This window comes from Methyloprofundus sp. (assembly GCF_965251085.1).
GTDB lineage: Bacteria > Pseudomonadota > Gammaproteobacteria > Methylococcales > Methylomonadaceae > Methyloprofundus.
Genome location: NZ_OZ252594.1, coordinates 2,732,784 through 2,750,780, shown reverse-complemented (window position 1 = coordinate 2,750,780; position 17,997 = coordinate 2,732,784). Strand labels below are relative to the sequence as shown.

12 protein-coding genes and 3 pseudogenes are annotated in these 17,997 nt (G+C 42.5%); 3 read left to right on the top strand and 12 right to left on the bottom strand.

The window, feature by feature from the left end:
* Positions 1 to 67: 67 nt before the first annotated feature.
* From ubiD to ACQY3F_RS12750, 5 genes are all read right to left on the bottom strand, one after another.
* Positions 68 to 1,534: a 4-hydroxy-3-polyprenylbenzoate decarboxylase gene (ubiD, locus tag ACQY3F_RS12770; protein ID WP_428355240.1), complete on the bottom strand. Its 1,467-nt coding sequence runs from the start codon at positions 1,532 to 1,534 to the stop codon at positions 68 to 70.
* Positions 1,531 to 3,567 carry an oligopeptidase A gene (gene prlC / locus ACQY3F_RS12765; RefSeq protein WP_428355239.1) on the bottom strand — a complete coding sequence of 679 codons (2,037 nt, stop codon included), beginning with the start codon at positions 3,565 to 3,567 and terminating at the stop codon, positions 1,531 to 1,533. The genes ubiD and prlC overlap by 4 nt, the downstream gene beginning before the upstream one ends.
* A 38-nt stretch (positions 3,568 to 3,605) precedes the next feature.
* Entirely contained in the window at positions 3,606 to 4,361 is a 756-nt protein-coding gene (locus tag ACQY3F_RS12760; protein ID WP_428355238.1) for an HDOD domain-containing protein, read from the bottom strand.
* 25 nt (positions 4,362 to 4,386) lie between these two features.
* Positions 4,387 to 5,583, bottom strand: coding sequence for an ISAzo13 family transposase (locus ACQY3F_RS12755; protein WP_428352931.1), 1,197 nt, complete (start codon positions 5,581 to 5,583; stop codon positions 4,387 to 4,389).
* A 66-nt stretch (positions 5,584 to 5,649) separates the two neighbouring features.
* Positions 5,650 to 6,303, bottom strand: coding sequence for a hypothetical protein (locus ACQY3F_RS12750; protein ID WP_428355236.1), 654 nt, complete (start codon positions 6,301 to 6,303; stop codon positions 5,650 to 5,652).
* A 451-nt stretch (positions 6,304 to 6,754) separates the two neighbouring features.
* On the opposite strand from ACQY3F_RS12750, the gene ACQY3F_RS12745 reads away from it, so the two are divergent.
* Positions 6,755 to 7,399, top strand: coding sequence for a transposase (locus ACQY3F_RS12745; protein ID WP_428355235.1), 645 nt, complete (start codon positions 6,755 to 6,757; stop codon positions 7,397 to 7,399).
* 9 nt (positions 7,400 to 7,408) lie between these two features.
* Here ACQY3F_RS12745 and ACQY3F_RS12740 read toward each other — a convergent pair whose 3' ends face one another.
* Positions 7,409 to 9,163 (bottom strand): putative transposase, encoded by a 1,755-nt coding sequence (locus ACQY3F_RS12740; RefSeq protein WP_428357615.1) that lies wholly within the window; start codon positions 9,161 to 9,163, stop codon positions 7,409 to 7,411.
* Positions 9,164 to 9,201: 38 nt separating this feature from the next.
* A complete protein-coding gene (locus tag ACQY3F_RS12735; protein ID WP_428353676.1) occupies positions 9,202 to 9,666 on the bottom strand; it encodes a hypothetical protein in 465 nt (154 codons plus the stop codon).
* 172 nt (positions 9,667 to 9,838) lie between these two features.
* On the opposite strand from ACQY3F_RS12735, the pseudogene ACQY3F_RS12730 reads away from it, so the two are divergent.
* Positions 9,839 to 10,591, top strand: a pseudogene (locus ACQY3F_RS12730) (transposase); the annotation flags it as partial.
* 621 nt (positions 10,592 to 11,212) lie between these two features.
* Here ACQY3F_RS12730 and ACQY3F_RS12725 read toward each other — a convergent pair.
* Entirely contained in the window at positions 11,213 to 12,289 is a 1,077-nt protein-coding gene (locus ACQY3F_RS12725; protein ID WP_428352924.1) for an IS91 family transposase, read from the bottom strand.
* A pseudogene (locus ACQY3F_RS12720) lies at positions 12,286 to 13,193 on the bottom strand (tyrosine-type recombinase/integrase). Before ACQY3F_RS12720 ends, ACQY3F_RS12725 begins: the two are co-directional and overlap by 4 nt.
* A 182-nt stretch (positions 13,194 to 13,375) precedes the next feature.
* On the opposite strand from ACQY3F_RS12720, the gene ACQY3F_RS12715 reads away from it, so the two are divergent.
* Positions 13,376 to 15,031 carry a hypothetical protein gene (locus ACQY3F_RS12715; RefSeq protein ID WP_428355234.1) on the top strand — a complete coding sequence of 552 codons (1,656 nt, stop codon included), beginning with the start codon at positions 13,376 to 13,378 and terminating at the stop codon, positions 15,029 to 15,031.
* A gap of 173 nt (positions 15,032 to 15,204) precedes the next feature.
* Here ACQY3F_RS12715 and ACQY3F_RS12710 read toward each other — a convergent pair whose 3' ends face one another.
* The 3 genes and pseudogenes from ACQY3F_RS12710 to ACQY3F_RS12700 form a co-directional block, all read right to left on the bottom strand.
* Positions 15,205 to 15,549 (bottom strand): zf-TFIIB domain-containing protein, encoded by a 345-nt coding sequence (locus ACQY3F_RS12710; RefSeq protein WP_428355232.1) that lies wholly within the window; start codon positions 15,547 to 15,549, stop codon positions 15,205 to 15,207.
* Positions 15,550 to 15,583: 34 nt separating this feature from the next.
* Positions 15,584 to 17,316, bottom strand: a pseudogene (locus ACQY3F_RS12705) (putative transposase).
* Positions 17,317 to 17,375: 59 nt separating this feature from the next.
* Complete coding sequence (locus ACQY3F_RS12700) at positions 17,376 to 17,840, bottom strand: hypothetical protein (protein WP_428353027.1); 465 nt, start codon at positions 17,838 to 17,840, stop codon at positions 17,376 to 17,378.
* Positions 17,841 to 17,997 lie beyond the last annotated feature (157 nt).

Below are 17,997 nucleotides of genomic sequence, written 5' to 3'. Positions count from 1 at the left end.
ACTAGTTTGTAACTCTAGCTATTTCGGAGAGGCTCACCAAACCCGTATTACGCAAGTTTTATACGGGCTACATGATACCCAGACTTTCCCACATTTCATCGACTTTTTTTACGACCTCTTCTGACATAGTAATCGTTCTCCCCCATTCTCGTGTGGTTTCCCCTGGCCATTTATTAGTCGCATCAAAACCCACCTTAGAACCTAGGCCTGATACCGGAGACGCAAAATCCAGATAATCAATGGGCGTGTTTTCCAGAATAGTTAAATCCCGTGCGGGATCCATACGCGTAGTAATTGCCCAGATCACTTCCTGCCAGTTATGTACATCGATATCATCATCGACAACGATAACAAATTTGGTATACATAAACTGACGTAAATATGACCAGGTACCCAGCATAACGCGCTTGGCATGACCGGCATACTGCTTTTTCATACTAATAACGGCCATACGATAGGAGCAGCCTTCGGGGGGTAAATAGAAATCAGTAATTTCCGGAAATTGCTTTTGTAGAATCGGCACAAACACTTCATTTAAAGCCACGCCTAAGATGGCTGGCTCGTCAGGTGGTTTGCCCGTATAGGTACTGTGATAAATGGGTGCCTGACGCTGAGTAATACGTTCTATGGTAAACACCGGAAACTCACCTACTTCATTATAATAACCGGTATGATCGCCAAACGGCCCTTCAGGTGCCATTTCACCAGGGTACAAAAAACCTTCCAGAACAATTTCCGCACTAGCAGGCACTTGTAAATCATTCGTCATGGATTTTGCCACCTCGGTCTTACTGCCGCGTAGTAAACCCGCAAAAGCATATTCTGATAGCGTATCCGGTACAGGAGTGACTGCAGCTAAAATAGTGGCGGGATCAGCGCCTAATGCCACCGAGATAGGAAAGGGTTCGCCCGGATGTGTTTCCTGCCATTCCCTATAGTCCAATGCACCACCACGATGCGCTAACCAGCGCATAATCACTTTATTTTTTGCAATCACTTGCAAGCGATAAATACCTAGGTTTTGCCGCTCTTTATACGGCCCTTTGGTAATCACTAAAGGCCAGGTAATGAGCGGCCCTGCATCATCAGGCCAGCAGGTTTGAATCGGGTACTGTCCTAAATCAATTTCATCACCGACACGAATTAATTCCTGGCAGGGAGGATTTTTTACCAGTTTAGGTGCCATATTTAGCACATTTTTAAACACTGGGATTTTATCTATCGCATCTTTCATGCCTTTAGGCGGCTCGGGCTCTTTTAATTGCGATAATAATTCGCCCACTCCACGTAGAGCTGTCACCGAAGTTTCCCCCATACCCATTGCAACCCGGTCAGGTGTACCAAATAAATTTGCCAGCACAGGAATGTTATATCCTTTTGGGTTTTCAAATAATAGAGCTGGCCCGCCCTGCTTCAGAGTGCGGTCACAAATTTCAGTCATTTCCAGTACTGGATCTACTTCCTGAGTAATGCGTTTGAGCTCACCTTTTTTTTCTAATTGCGCTATAAAATCTCTTAAGTCTTTATATTTCATGCCGCAATCCCGCTATGTCTTAATAAAGCATCAATTTTCGGCTCACGCCCTCTGAATTTGACAAATAATTCCATGGCATCCGCGCTGCCGCCCGTTTCCAGAATATGAGTTAAAAAGGCATCGCCGGTTTTTTGATCAAAAATACCGTTTTCTTCAAATAAGGAATAGGCGTCGCTGGATAATACTTCGGCCCATTTATAGCTGTAATAACCTGCGGCATAACCCCCGGCAAAAATATGTGAAAAACCATGTGCAAAGCGATTAAAGTCTGGAGGAAGCATCACCGATACCTTTTCCCGAATCGTATTCAAGCGCTCATAAATTTTCGCACCCTGCTCAGGCGTGTAGTCCTGATGCATTTTGAAATCAAACAAACTGAATTCCAACTGCCTAACCATAACCATGCCCGCTTGAAAATTTTTCGCTGCCAGCATTTTATTAAATAAACTTTCCGGTAATGCGTCACCTGATTTGTAATGTCCTGATATTAAGGCCAGGCCTTCTTTCTCCCAGCACCAGTTTTCCATAAACTGGCTAGGCAATTCCACTGCATCCCATTCAACACCATTAATACACGATACACCCAGATAATCTACCTTGGTCAGCATATGCTGCAGCCCATGACCAAATTCATGAAATAAAGTCAGAACTTCATCATGGGTTAAAAGCGCCGGATCATTACCTGCCGGTGGAGTGAAATTACAGGTTAAATAGGCAACCGGAATCTGAATATTGTCAGCCATTTTTTTACGGCCAACGCAATCATCCATCCAGGCGCCTCCGCGTTTTTTAGGGCGCGCATACAGGTCGATATAAAATTTACCGCGTAACTCGCCCAATCTGTCTTTAATCTGGAAAAAACGTACATCTTTGTGCCAGAGATCAACTCCCTCGACTTCATTGATATTTAAGCCATACAGCTTTTCAACCACATCAAATAAGCCTTGTAAAACACGCGGTGCAGGGAAGTATTGCCTTACTTCTTCTTGTGATAGATCATAGGCATGCTGACGCATTTTCTCAGAGTAATAACCCGTATCCCAGGTATATAGCTTTGTTATGCCATATTGCTGTTTAGCAAATTCGGTCAGTTCAAACAGGTCTTTATGCGCCTGAGGTAATGATTTCTCAGCAAGCTCTTCTAAAAAGTCAGTGACTTGCTGAGTTGAATCGGCCATTTTTGTTGCCAGCGATAACTCGGCATAATTATTAAAGCCTAATAACTGCGCCTTTTCATGGCGCAATGCAATAGTCTTTTCCATAATCTCGCTATTATCCCAATCGCTATTCGCGCCTAGTTCAGAAGCGCGCGTGGAAAAGGCTTTATACATATCCGCACGTAATTGCCTATCATCAGCATAAGTCATCACTGCGATATAAGATGGAAACTGCAGGGTTAACAACCAGCCTTTTTTACCTGCTTGTTCAGCTGTTTGCTTTGCTTGCTGTAAGGCAGATTCGGGTAAACCCGCCAGCTCACTTTTTTTGCTGATTAGCTTCTGCCATGCGTTAGTCGCATCCAGCAAATTTTCTTCATACTTGCTGGATAGCTGCGAGAGTTCCAGGCTGATTTCTTTATAACGCGCTTTTTTCGCATCGTCTAAATCCACACCCGATAGGCGAAAACTGCGTAAGGAATTTTGAATTACTTTTTGTTGTGCGGGTTCTAATTTCACGTAAGCTGCGCTGTCAGCAATTGATAAATAAGCGTTAAACAAACCCTCATGCTGACCCATTTCAGTTGAGTAGGCGCTTAACTTTGGTAGGCAGGCATTATAGGCATCGCGCAGTTCATCATTATTAACCACGGAATTCATATGGCTCACGGGAGACCAGGCTTTATTAATTCTATTTTCTGCTTCATCCAACGGAGCAATAAGGTTATCCCAGCTATAAATTTTGTTCTCAGCTAACAGCTTTTCTACACAACTTTGAGCATCGCTTAAGAGTTGTACGATGGCTGGTTCTATATGCTCAGGCTTAATTTGTGAAAATAAGGGCAGTTCGTTGTTCTCAAGTAAAGGGTTAGTCATTTCTTTTATTGTGAGTCGATTACAGGGTTCAATTAATTCTAGGCTAATACGTCTATCACAGCCTTAATACGCTGGCTGGCCTGACGCAATACATTCAGGGAAAAGTCAGGGGTTAATTTACCATTTTTGAGCTTTGCATAGGCAGGAATAGTATTTATAAAAGGTAATTGATAGGTGTGTTGTGATCCAAAATAACTATGAAGTTTGGCTAAAATAACGATATCAACTAAACTCAATTCTCCCCCGCTTTCATAGCGCCAGTCTTCCGAATGTAGCTGAATACTGAGTAGATCTTCGGAAAAGCCAAACCCCAGAGAGTTCAACAATAAGTTTCCTACAGGAGCGCGTATAAAAGGAACAACTTTTTCTAATTGTTCTATTTCCGGTAGTTCGCCGGCATATTGATCGGCGAAACGTAATAAGGGAATCACGCCTATATCACTCATCAAGCCTGCCAATAAAGCATCATCGGAATTAATTTCACCCACTTCTTCTGCCAGCACAAAACTTAAGCAGGAGACATATAAACTACGCCGCCAGAGATTTTGCATCGCTGCCATCAGTTGCTTATCATGACATATAAATAGCTGCCTTAGGGTAATGCAGGTTACTAAATTGGCAGTAGCCGATAATCCTAAACAGGAAACCACATCCTCACAGCTTTTGATTTCACTTGCGGACGTGTAGAGGGGGCTGTTGGCAAGCTGAATTAATTTTTGGGCTAGCTCAGCGTCGGTTTGAATGATATTGATAACTTCCGAGGCCGGTAAATCATGAATGATCGCTTCTTTCAACCTTAAGGGAGATGGAAAGAAATAATCATCCAGAACAACCAGGAGAAATGGTCAAAAACCATTTCTCCAACGATGGCATTCGGTCAACAAACTGATAATACGTCTTCATTGCTTTTTTACCTACCTTTACTCCTGTTTCATATATTTTTTCTGTTAATTTAACAATAGGTGCTTTGCCATTGTAGGTCATACTTTTGGCAAATTTTAAAGTTGTTTCAACTGTATCCATTATGTCGCCACTAATATGATTTTCATAGGCTCCCCATACTCGTTCAATTGGGTTATATTTACTATGATAAGGAGGGTAGTAGGCCAGTTTTATCTTTATGTTGCTTTTTTCAGCAAACTCCACAAGCCTTTTTATAAACTGAGTTCTGGAGCTACTGTTCTCCATACCATTGTCAGCGTTAATTGTCAGAATATCTACTCCATATTTTTCTTGAATTTCTGGCCAAATTTCTTCCAATCGGTCAACGATGAAATCACTGCTGGCATAGCCTGCTGTAAAGAAAAGGAAAAAATCATCATGTTCAGGCAGATAAAAACCAAAAGGAGTTAACTTTTCCTTAACATCTAAATCATGATCCTCTGCTTTTGTTAAAACCCGATTTCGTCCTCCCCGTGAAAAATTTCCTATATTCATTCTTGCTTTGGCATCAATTGATATACGAATCTCTTTTGGGTTGATATCTGCCATTCCATTGACTGAATGAACTTGTTCAAAAATTGCATCCGTTTCCTTGATTTTCTTATGAGGCTTTGTTTTTTGTACCTTTTTTGGATGGTAACTCAGGTCATTTAATTTTGTATTGATAGTTTTTGAGCAAGGTAATGTTTTTTCATCGTAATAATCAATCTCCAGTAAACGTTTTCTAACTTCTTTAGCCGTTAGCCGGGTATATAATCGACAGGAATTAAAAGAGGGATCCGTTTGACACTCCGGTTCAGCAATTTTTTTTATGTCATCAAGTAGATGAGGAAAATGCTCTTCACTTTTATTACGCCCTCTCGCTGAAAAATTATCTTCTATGGGCTGAGTTTCAAGTTCATATTGTCCTTTTCGGATAGTGCCTCTATTCCATCCTAGTTTTTCTTCAGCAATACTTGCACCACCTGAGCCTAGTAGCTCCACCGTTTCAGCCATGAATATACGACGTACCGAGCCTTTTAAACGATGGGCTGTATTTATAATCCAACCTATAATGCTATCTGTTAATATCAACAAGCTTATCTGCCTAGTGTGAGAATAAATTCAGAATTCATTATTATAAATTATTGAGACACAAGCTTACTTCGTTTGGATGATTATTTCTTTCCATCTCCCTAAACCCATATCAGGCAATAATGGCAGGCTAAGTTTGTTGTCACGATATGCATTAGTAAAATCAGCTATTAATGGCAAGCTGGCTAAGGATTCTGGTAAGTTGAGATCCATTAACTCGACAAAATTCATCTCACTCTTACTTTTTGTCGTCCACAACTGCTTTAAATCTGCATCAACCAGCAGAATCTTGACTTCGGTGCTAGCAACGACTGTCGCACTAAAATTCTGCCCACTATTAATTGGCAAATGCGCCCGCGTGGAGCCCGCAGTAATTTGATAGCTATTGCCCATATTGGGCAATATAGTAATCGTACCTGCTAGCAGATAGTAAACATATTCAGCCGCTTGGTCGTAGATAAATATGACGGATTGTTCTGCATAAGTCTGGGTTTTATGGATTAAGCCAGATATAGCCGGTATATCTAAATGGCGTAAAGGGACTAAATGTTGTATTTGACCATAGTTTAGCGGTTCGGTATTTTCTGCAATAGGCGCAGTACATTCTTTGCACTCTGCTAGAGTTAGTAATTGACTGGTTGAAAAGGGTTCGATTCCTTCAGCTTCCGACTGATTGAACGGAGGGTTTTTTAAAGGAAAAACAGCCTTAAACCACTTCATAGTCTCTTCCCAAAAAAATTAGTTGCATAAACAAACGGAATAAATATATTAGAGATATGAGTTTAGGATTTGTAGCAAAAATTAAACCTATAGCTCGAATTTCTCATATTCGCCGAGGTTTTTCAGTACTTTAGTCAAGTTTTAGGCTCCTGGAAACAAATAATTATCCATCCTTGCTGATCTTATTGTCCGCCATCGGAACAGTAACAACAGTTACGTACCCTACTATGTGTCTATTGCTACAGCACTGATGAAAAACAAAAATACGGCCCAAATATTGGACACTTATTTATTTTCAGGTGCTTTAGCGGAAAAAATGTTTAGCTGTCGCTAACGAGTACAATTATAATACTTCCTAAATCCTGCAAGCATTATACATAATAATCCACAAAACTCCTTATTAAACAATGATATAATATCATTTTCCTGATTTCACTATCTCATTGTTTTAATGAAGCCCTCTAAAGTATCAAAATCCTCATCTCACGTAAGAAACCGTACCCGAACGGTAAAAATGACATCTACAGCACATGGATTGACAAGCCAGGCGGGACTGATTCCCGTCGTGAAATATTTAGACAGGATAGGTTTTGAAAAAACCGTAAAACAAAGCGTTCCACATCGGCGGGGTGAAAATGCAGACCATCACTTATCTGATGTGGTTCTATTGACGTTGGTTGGCATGATGGGGGGAGCAACATCAATGGCAAAGGTGACGACCGTATGGGCAGATAGCGTACTGCGCAAAGTAGCTGGCTGGATAAAGATTCCTGTTGAAACCACAATTTTACGGATCTTTAAAGAAGTAAGTGATAGGCAGATAAGCCAGTTTGAAACGCTCACGCATACTTTGCGTGGTCAACACTGGCGGCGATTGCTTCGTTCCGGAAAATCGAAAACTGGCATACAATCCGTCCAGTGGGTCGATGTCGATTCAACTGTGGACACCGTTTGTGGTCGACAAGAAGGAAGTGCCAAAGGCTTCAACCCCAAAAAGAAAGGTGCCCGTTCATACCATCCACAACTCGCTTTTCTAGCGGAAACAAAAGAAATTTTACAAGCCTCAGACATCTTGATTCAGACGAAACTAATTTGAGACCATTTCCTAATTTTTTGCGGATGAAGTCAGCTCATAAATTAAGCGCAGATCGGTTCCTGGATAATTGAGTTCCGTTTGATTGAGTTGTTCAAATAACTTTTCTATTGCTTTATTACTTGCAGGTCGGGAAGTACTATGCACACGTATCCGAAGTTGTTTTTTTACTTCATCGGGTAATATATCTGCTTCTGTCACAAACAGCGTTTGTAATAGTTGCCTTGCCATCGGAAAGTCGATTGTCGGTGAGGTTAGCAGAGCGGCCATTGCTGTTTCTGCCCGATAAGCGATCATGTTGACAGTATCTATCAGCCGCTTTTTCCCTGGCAGAAGCTGTTCGAACTTATCTTCGTCTCTCAACTCTTGCCAGGTAATGTGTTTGGGCGTTTGGCTTAGTTTTTCCTTGATGGTTTTTAGTTCATTTTCATAATGCTCTATTTCTTCGAGTAATTCTGCTCGTTTTCTTTCCCATTTCTTGTATTTCACATCTTCCGTTTCATCTTTTTTAATCACCGGATGAAGTTCCATCGCTGCAAATCGAGATAGACGGTAATTGAGTTTGGATTGTATCGAATTACGCTGTCCTTCCTGTTGGCGCCTATCAGGGTTGACCACCTTTTGGGTATCGGATAGTGGCTCTATTCCATACTCCTGTAGCATATCTAGCCCATAGTGGTGCTTCATATATCTAAAAAAGTTCTCTTGGCACCACCGGCTAAACATTCGCCCAGAAACAGCCGTCAACTCTAGTTCATAGGCTGTGGTAATAATACTGGTTTGGTGACCAGAATCAGTCAACTTGCGCACTTCTCTCATCCACATCGCCTGTTTTTTGGTTCCAACCAGACTGCCTCGTTCGGCGAGTTTCATGATGACTTTTTCACCACTCGGTAGTGTGATCTCCTGACTGGAAAAATTGTCCAGTGGCCAATTTTCGGTGGGAAATTTATGATAGGTCATGCAAGCGACACGATGCTTGTCCCACATCTTTCTAAAGAATGCGGGGCTATAGCCTTCTCTATCAAACACCAGGATAAAACGACAGGCTTGTTTGTTTTGCTGTAATGCTTGTGCACTCGGTTGATTCGGAATGTCTTTGAGTAATCGGGGGACGATATCTTCTTCCAGCGTTTTTAGTAAGCCCGGATCCACCGTTTTTTCAACGACAAAGAAGGGACGCCCCGTACCATCATTAACCCAGTAGTCGGTGATACCCCGTAAGCAGAGTTTTTCGCGTGAAACATGCCGTTTGGGAAGTTTAGTCAAGTGTCCATGATAGACACGGACATGACCATCTATGTAGAGTGTTCCTGCTGCCTCTGGTTCATTTTCCATCCATTGTCGACTGAGGTCGGCCGCCCAGCTTTCAACTGATTCTGGATCAGACAGTCCTTTTACTTTGGTTCTTAAACAGCGCACTTCGGGAACCCGATCCAGGCCAAGTAGTTTGCCGAATTCACCCGGTGCATGCTCGCGAAGTTGTTCGGCATTTTTGATGCGACATAGTCCCATAAAGGCGAGTAGCAATAGGATATGAAAGGTTTGATAATAACCTGTCAGTTTGCCAAGGTGGTGCTCAATGTCATTTAATAAGCCATTGCTAAGTAACGCGGGCAATGCACATAACACACCGCCTTTAGGAACATCTAAACAGGATTCGAATTCGATTGAGGCTCCCTTTTCCTGCTCACCCAAAGCCGCCTGGATTCGCTCTTCTACTCGAGTGCAGGCCGTACCGAGTGACTCGGCTGCACTGGCATCAATAATATCACGGGCTGATTTGGTACTGCCATCATTGGGGTCTATTGATACGGCAGACTTTTTTTTAAACGTCCATCACTGATCGCCTTGCGAAAGGTATCTGCCCGGATGCCTAATTCTTTAGCGGCTTCGTTAGGCGTCATACCTTGATCCAGATATTCCTGAGCTTGCTGCAAAACCTCAAGCGTAAAGAGTGGTCCTCCCTTGCGAGTCGGGCGAGGTTCAAAAAACGAATCAGCCCCTTTTTCTCGTAGTTGCCTTAATGAGCGCATAACACTACTTTTAGAGACACCAAAGGTTGTAATAATATCGATTGAACGACAGGAGCCGGTATTGATGAGTTGAGAGGTGTGAAGTCTAAATAATCTCTTATTGTCAGCCTGGTGAGAATAGATCGGGATACCGCCGAGGAAATAAAACCACTCATCATTTCGGTTATCAACACTGACCTGACCATTTATAATAGTCGTACCCTGAGGAATTATTGGGAGCATGAGTTGCTGCATTAATTGAATACCTCGTATGATATGAGGGCTTAGTTTAACCTAAATGAGTACCGTTTTCATTTCTTTAGCTGAAAATATCAATCATTTGACAATAATTCCCTAACCCTTTAATTATATTGCCTAGTTTAAGTTTTAATGGATTTCTTTCAGGATAGCGAATCAAGATGTCTGAGCCTGGTTCCGGACAGGCAATGCCTTTACAAGCAATGGTGTTGTAGAATTTACCAAACAGTTACTTGCACACTTGCCCAATCGGATGCGCATTATTTTTCGCGGTGACAGTGGTTATTTTGTCGGTGATTTGCTTGAATTTCTCGATACCAGAGGGCATGGGTATCTAATAAAGGTTAAACTTAAGAATTTGAACGCATTGCTGGCCAAACAGGCCTGGACAGCCATACAAGGCCGACCCGGTTGGGAGCAGAGCGAGTTTCAATATCGTTGTGGTGGCTGGTCTCGCTCTCGTCAGTTTGTCGCGGTCAGGATAAAGCAACCTAAACAAGTGACAGGACCTCAGTCCGAGCTTTGGGATACGGCAGAATATGACTATTTTTGTTATGTAACAACTGAACCTCTATCGCCTTGGCAAACACATAAGAAGTATGGTGAACGAGCGACGTGCGAAACATGGATTGAAGAAGCAAAATCACAAATGGGTTTAGGTAAAATCAGAACGAATCAATTTCTGGCTAATGCCGCATTATTTCATTGCGCCGTTCTTGCCTACAATACCGTGCGCTGGATGGCTCAATTGAGTGGCAACAAAACGTTGTGCCAATGGGAGCCGGATACACTTCGTACTTATCTGATTCGGGTGGCTGGAAAATTACTCACAGGCAATAATCAGCTGAGAGTCAGAACACCTGCAGATCCGCTCTATCCACAGGAATGGGATGATTGGGTTAAGGTGGGGTTACTCGCTTAACATTAACCGAAGTTAAGTCACTTTGATTAAAAGGTCATGGCACGTTGGCAGGGTGTTTATTGCCTTGGGCTCGGGGGATATCCATACGATACAAAAAATTTCCTCTATTTATGATTTAAATCTGGATATTTTGATCGGTTGGACAAAGAGGGCTGGCAAAGCGGCAGTAAAAACCTAATAACCACTTAGCTAGACAGGTTAATGAGAGTCAAAATATGGGCTTGCAGGATTTAGGTACTTTATTAAACATACTTAGAATAAAGATTATTTGCAAGGGAGGCAATCAATGGATAACGAATAAGGTTAGATTGTGATCGCGAAGCGAGCCACAATCTGAACCGTTTGTTGGACAAGCCCGGCACGATAGTAGGAATTCATTTAATGCGCTCTATGAAAATAGCTTTTTGTTGATCAGCCCGACTGATGAATCGAACCTCTGTTTTTACCTGTTTAACTGAACTTTGAGCGTTGTCCATTGCAGTCAACTCTCAAAGTCCAAGTATCGGAGCAAAATTCTGCCTTAATCTCCGATTTTAGCCCAAGCAACTCCCTCAGCATTTAATCCGCTGATAGCCTGGGTCGAAGTGTTTAAATTTACATAAGCGCTAGTGATTCCAATTGTTAAGTTGGCAAAGGCTGAAACATTATTTCCACCCTGGGTATTTGCCGACGCCCAACAACCATCGCCCCGCCACAACATTTGCAACTGAATGCCGGCCGTACTTTGAGTGCACGCAATATCTTCGTCGGGTCAAACTTTAGCAGGGAGTGAATCAACTTAATAACACCCTTGCTATTCGGATGTAAAAAGCCATAATTGCGCGCACGACGAAAGCCTTTAGGCAAAACATGTTGCAGCACCAGCCACAGAAATTTAGCCCCCGATACCGTTTTGGTTTGATAGCGTTTGGTTTTGCTGTCTTGATAACGGTAGGTTACTTTGCCATTTTGGCAGGATAAGATATCCTGTTCACGAATCACACCACGATACAGGTATCGACCCAGATATATCAATGCTTTATCGCCTGCACCGACAAACTTACAATCGACCACCCATTTTTCCGGAATAGCTGTGGGAAATGGCAACTTTTCTTCGTTCATACGCGCTAGCATCTTTGCACGAAATACTTTTGCTAGTGCTTTATGATGAAACAGGTATTTGCCTTCCTTAGTGCGCCAGAGCTTCTTGATTTTATCCACGATTGCCGCAGGCATAATGACATGAATATGCGGATGATAATTTAATTCGCGTGAGTGTGTATGTAAGACAGCAATCGCCCCGGCATCGCCTTGCAACTGCTTATCATTTTTACTAAAACTCTGTAAAGTCGCCCAGGCACAGTCAAACATCATACTGTAAAGTAACCGCGGATGCTGCCTGGCTAACGACCTTAACTGCGCAGGTAAGGTAAAGGTATTCATAAAATAATCAGCAGGGACTTGTTTTTGTACCTGTCGTTCAATCCATTGTTGACTCTCATGATGTTGACAATGCGGGCAGTTACGCTGGCCACAGGAATGAGGCACAAAGGTTTGATAGTCACAGTCTGCACAGTTAACCTGCATCACAGGACTCAGCTGTGTCCGACAGCTCTTCATGGCATGTAATGCACTGATCTGATTGGAGCGTAAACGAGATTGATACTCGCTTAAAAAGTCAGACTGAAATTGATCAATCACTGCAGCTAGGGTTATCATGAAATCTGCCCCCAGTGAATAGAAAAGTCATTGACTAACTGATTAATGTGCAGCTCTGCATTCTCATCGGTAATATCGGTCAAATGCGTATAGCGAGCCGTGGTTACTAAACTGGTATGGCCCAGAATCTTCTGCAACTCAACTAAATCAACCCCGGCTTCTAACAGGTGAGTGGCGTAACTGTGGCGCAGCGAGTGGCAGGAAATCTTTTTTTTAGTCCCATTTCTTGCGTCACAAGACGGATTGTCTTCTGGATGCCACCGCGATCAAGGGGGGATTCAGCAAGATGTGCACCTTTTAGACCCCGGGCACGGTTGGGAAATACCAGCACTGGATTTTTATGCACAGCCCAAAACTTACGCAACACCTTCAAGGTATTCACAGGCAAAGGCACAAGCCGATCCTTATTGCCTTTGGCATTGCGAATATGTACCCGCATGCGTGTCGCATCAATATCACCTACTTTCAGGCTTAAGCCCTCGCCCAAACGTAAACCTAGACTGTAAATCGTAAAATAAAAAACTCGATAGCTTAGATTACGGGTCGACATAAACAGTTGTTGTGCTTCAACCACAGTGACAATATCGGGTATACGCGTACATCGTGGTGGTTTAATCATTAGCACATCAACCCACGGCTTTTGTAGCACATGTGTATAGAAAAACTTGAGACCATAGAGATCTAGTTTCACGGCACTCCAGGAAAGGCGGCTTAAAAGAGCATGAAAATAATCCACCAGTTGATCTTGCGTTAAGTTATCCAGATGCCCCTGAAAGTGTTCCCCGATACGGCGAATAGCGCGTGAATAAGCGTCAATGGTTTTGGGTTGCAGTCCCTTAAGCTTTAAATGCTTACAGTGCTGGATATAATAATGGTTGAATTTAAGCTCTATCGATGGTGTCATAACAGTGTAACCTCATTATTGTTAGTTGGATGAGCTTACAAGTTACCTGTTATGCATATAACAGGCAATGAGGTTACACTTTAAATTTAAGGGATGCGCTGTTTTTCTCCGCGATAGCGGCTTCGTCCAACTATAAATTTAAGCTCATATCTGCGGATAAGCTTTTCCAGATTCCTTTTGCTTTGTCCCCTAAATCTTTTAATAGCTGGTTAACTTCGCTACAAAGTAGTCCTGCTGCTGAGCAAGCCTACCTGGTTCTATTAGCAATCCAGGCTATCAATCAAGAAAAAAAACTCTCTAAGCAACAAAAATCATTGTTGTTAGCGAGCATTTATAACGCCATGGTTACATTTTTACCTGAGCTGAACCTAAGCCCTATTAATAGTCCGTTTCCACTCGCGAAAAAAAAGCAACTTTACGCACAGTATTGCGTATCAATCTATGCCGAGCTGGCTAATGGTTTTGCTAGCTGTTTAAGTGAAACCAGTAATCTGTCTACCGTACAAACACTATTTTTTGGTTTGCAAAGCTTAATTTCCGCTTATATTCACATCGCTGAAGTATACCAGCAAGTCTATCCTAACTTCTGGAAGCTAAGTTATTTTTTCTATGCCTTAGCGTCCAAATTAGAAATACAGGATACCAATATTCAACAGCATGGGTATCACAGCAATACTGTAAGCATGGCATTTAAACACTTATTGGCACTGCACCATTGTCGCTTAGATCAGCAGCGCCCGCGTGCTATGCAAGCTATTTCCAGCTGTATTGAAAAGCATACCTCGAAGATGCAAATTGGTAAAAAAATACAGCTGGAAAAGGCTAGCCGTTATTCTGGCCTGGATTTAAATACAGATAATTCTCCTATTGATTTAAGCAGCCTTAGGCCGTCTGAAAACAGCTCTATATGTTACTTTTCAGCCTACGCGGCTGCAATAGAAATAACAAAAAACGCGGTACAAGAAGCCTCTGGTTCCGGGGTTATTAAATCAATAAACCGTGAAATTATTTTACAGACGGCAAAAAACCTCAGTATGTCTCAAAATCGGCAATTTACACGCGTGGATGAACAGGCTGAGCGAGATGGCGTCATCGGCTTTAAGCAGATTATTGATCAGTTACAGAGTGTTAACTCACTGATTCCTGATACGCAAAATAAAAAAAACATAAACCAGGTAGACTCCAGATTAGCAGGCGGTTGGTCTGTACCTGATATAGACCTGGTGAGTGAAGGTTATGAGTCTATTGATGCCATAAAAATGAATTTCCAGCAAAGTGGGCTTTTAAGAGAAGAGCAAAGCAAAATAAAGCAGGATATACAAAACTCGCTTAGCCAAAACATATGGGGGGAATCTGACAGCAGCCCCAAAAGTGATTCTTCTAGCAACCCCGAGAAACTAATTATTTTAGACAGCAGTCTGAAAGGATATAAAATTATTTTTGATCCCGCCAACACGCATTCAAAAGTGCAGATTGGCGATATTATTGGTATTGACAATAAAGGTGCGCAGGAAATTGGTATTGTTTGGAGGATAAAGCAGTTAACAGACAATAAAATCCAGCTGGGCATTAAACTTTTAGCCCTGGAGTCAGAAATTTCTTATATCTCCATCCCCGGTCATGATTCCACCTACGCCTGGGCTATTTTCCTGCCTGGCATAAAAGCACTGAATACAGCTGACAGCATTATTATTAATGACAGTAAATTTCATTGTGGCGAATTTATAAATCTGCACCGAGCTAACGCAGGTACGCAATCCTGTCGTTTAAATAAACTGTTACACTTGAGTTCGGCCGCAATGCATATTGAACTTTTTGATTCCACGGTTATGCAATGACCGCTAAGGAACGCGCGCGGAATAAGTTGAGCATCTGGCGCAGGATTTTTATTCGTATTCAAGACGTAGAAACAGGCGCATAGCCAGCTACGAAACAGTTTCTACAACGCAGAAGACGGATAAAAAGACAAGCCAGTTGCTTAAGTTATTCCGTGCACGTTCCTAATCACTGATTACACTATTTTTCGAGCAATAGACGCTAATAGTTCCAGTAAATCAGCTTCCAACGTACTCTCTTGCTTGTATTTGGACATCCGTCCTAAGCTACTTGAAAAGTCGTTTTGCATTTTTTTAGCACGTGGCGTTTGTTTCATCTGCACTTGCGCATGTAATAATTGCCCGCCGGCCTTCTTCCATTCCAGTAAATGCGTTACTTCGCCACTGTCCAGCCATAAGCCATGCGCTGAGCACCTATCGACAATCACTCCGCTTTTTTGCGCAAAATTGTTGCGCCTCATAAACTCCCTGCATACAGGACATTTAATGTATTTCACTGCGCGATTCTTAGGGTCAGACATCTTGATTCAGACGAAACTAATTTGAGACCATTTCCTAATTTTTTGCGGATGAAGTCAGCTCATAAATTAAGCGCAGATCGGTTCCTGGATAATTGAGTTCCGTTTGATTGAGTTGTTCAAATAACTTTTCTATTGCTTTATTACTTGCAGGTCGGGAAGTACTATGCACACGTATCCGAAGTTGTTTTTTTACTTCATCGGGTAATATATCTGCTTCTGTCACAAACAGCGTTTGTAATAGTTGCCTTGCCATCGGAAAGTCGATTGTCGGTGAGGTTAGCAGAGCGGCCATTGCTGTTTCTGCCCGATAAGCGATCATGTTGACAGTATCTATCAGCCGCTTTTTCCCTGGCAGAAGCTGTTCGAACTTATCTTCGTCTCTCAACTCTTGCCAGGTAATGTGTTTGGGCGTTTGGCTTAGTTGTTCCTTGATGGTTTTTAGTTCATTTTCATAATGCTCTATTTCTTCGAGTAATTCTGCTCGTTTTCTTTCCCATTTCTTGTATTTCACATCTTCCGTTTCATCTTTTTTAATCACCGGATGAAGTTCCATCGCTGCAAATCGAGATAGACGGTAATTGAGTTTGGATTGTATCGAATTACGCTGTCCTTCCTGTTGGCGCCTATCAGGGTTGACCACCTTTTGGGTATCGGATAGTGGCTCTATTCCATACTCCTGTAGCATATCTAGCCCATGTGGTGCTTCATATATCTAAAAAAGTTCTCTTGGCACCACCGGCTAAACATTCGCCCAGAAACAGCCGTCAATTCTAGTTCATAGGCTGTGGTAATAATACTGGTTTGGTGACCAGAATCAGTCAACTTGCGCACTTCTCTCATCCACATCGCCTGTTTTCCAGTTCCAACCAGACTGCCTCGTTCGGCGAGTTTCATGATGACTTTTTCACCACTCGGTAGGGTGATCTCCTGACTGGAAAAATTGTCCAGTGGCCAATTTTCGGTGGGAAATTTATGATAGGTCATGCAAGCGACACGATGCTTGTCCCACATCTTTCTAAAGAATGCGGGGCTATAGCCTTCTCTATCAAACACCAGGATAAAACGACAGGCTTGTTTGTTTTGCTGTAATGCTTGTGCACTCGGTTGATTCGGAATGTCTTTGAGTAATCGGGGGACGATATCTTCTTCCAGCGTTTTTAGTAAGCCCGGATCCACCGTTTTTTCAACGACAAAGAAGGGACGCCCCGTACCATCATTAACCCAGTAGTCGGTGATACCCCGTAAGCAGAGTTTTTCGCGTGAAACATGCCGTTTGGGAAGTTTAGTCAAGTGTCCATGATAGACACGGACATGACCATCTATGTAGAGTGTTCCTGCTGCCTCTGGTTCATTTTCCATCCATTGTCGACTGAGGTCGGCCGCCCAGCTTTCGACTGATTTTGGTTCAGCCAGTCCTTTTACTTTGGATCTTAAACAACGCACTTCGGGAGCCCGATCCAGGCCAAGTAGTTTTCCGAATTCACCCGGTGCATGCTCGCGAAGTTGTTCGGCATTTTTGATGCGACATAGCCCCATAAAGGCGAGTAGCAATAGAATATGAAAGGTTTGATAGTAACCTGTCAGTTTGCCCAGGTGGCGCTCAATGTCATTTAATAAGCCATTGCCAAGTAACGCGGGCAATGCACATAACACACCGCCTTTAGGAACATCTAAACAGGATTCGAATTCGATTGAGGCTCCCTTTTCCTGCTCACCCAAAGCAGCCTGGATTCGCTCTTCTACTCGAGTGCAGGCCGTACCAAGCACATCGGCTGCATTGGCATCTATAATATCACGGGCTGATTTGGTACTGCCATCATTGGGGTCTATTGATGCGGCAGACTTTTTTTTAAACGTCCATCACTGATCGCCTTGCGAAAGGTATCTGCCCGGATGCCTAATTCTTTAGCGGCTTCGTTAGGCGTCATACCTTGATCCAGATATTCCTGAGCTTGCTGCAAAACCTCAAGCGTAAAGAGTGGTCCTCCCTTGCGAGTCGGGCGAGGTTCAAAAAACGAATCAGCCCCTTTTTCTCGTAGTTGCCTTAATGAGCGCATAACACTACTTTTAGAGACACCAAAGGTTGTAATAATATCGATTGAACGACAGGAACCGGTATTGATGAGTTGAGAGGTGTGAAGTCTAAATAATCTCTTATTGTCAGCCTGGTGAGAATAGATCGGGATACCGCCGAGGAAATAAAACCACTCATCATTTCGGTTATCAACACTGACCTGACCATTTATAATAGTCGTACCCTGAGGAATTATTGGGAGCATGAGTTGCTGCATTAATTGAATACCTCGTATGATATGAGGGCTTAGTTTAACCTAAATGAGTACCATTTTCATTTCTTTAGCTGAAAATATCAATCATTTGACAATAATTCCCTAACCCTTTAATTATATTGCCTAGTTTAAGTTTTAATGGATTTCTTTCAGGATAGCG

Excerpts from the sequence above, each read along its gene's own strand:
- prlC (WP_428355239.1), bottom strand. The coding sequence starts at position 3,567 with ATGACTAACCCTTTACTTGAGAACAACGAACTGCCCTTATTTTCACAA.
- ACQY3F_RS12750 (WP_428355236.1), bottom strand. The coding sequence starts at position 6,303 with ATGAAGTGGTTTAAGGCTGTTTTTCCTTTAAAAAACCCTCCGTTCAAT.
- ACQY3F_RS12735 (WP_428353676.1), bottom strand. The coding sequence starts at position 9,666 with ATGCAGCAACTCATGCTCCCAATAATTCCTCAGGGTACGACTATTATA.
- ACQY3F_RS12710 (WP_428355232.1), bottom strand. The coding sequence starts at position 15,549 with ATGTCTGACCCTAAGAATCGCGCAGTGAAATACATTAAATGTCCTGTA.
- ACQY3F_RS12745 (WP_428355235.1), top strand. The coding sequence starts at position 6,755 with ATGAAGCCCTCTAAAGTATCAAAATCCTCATCTCACGTAAGAAACCGT.
- ACQY3F_RS12725 (WP_428352924.1), bottom strand. The coding sequence starts at position 12,289 with ATGATAACCCTAGCTGCAGTGATTGATCAATTTCAGTCTGACTTTTTA.
- ACQY3F_RS12700 (WP_428353027.1), bottom strand. The coding sequence starts at position 17,840 with ATGCAGCAACTCATGCTCCCAATAATTCCTCAGGGTACGACTATTATA.
- ubiD (WP_428355240.1), bottom strand. The coding sequence starts at position 1,534 with ATGAAATATAAAGACTTAAGAGATTTTATAGCGCAATTAGAAAAAAAA.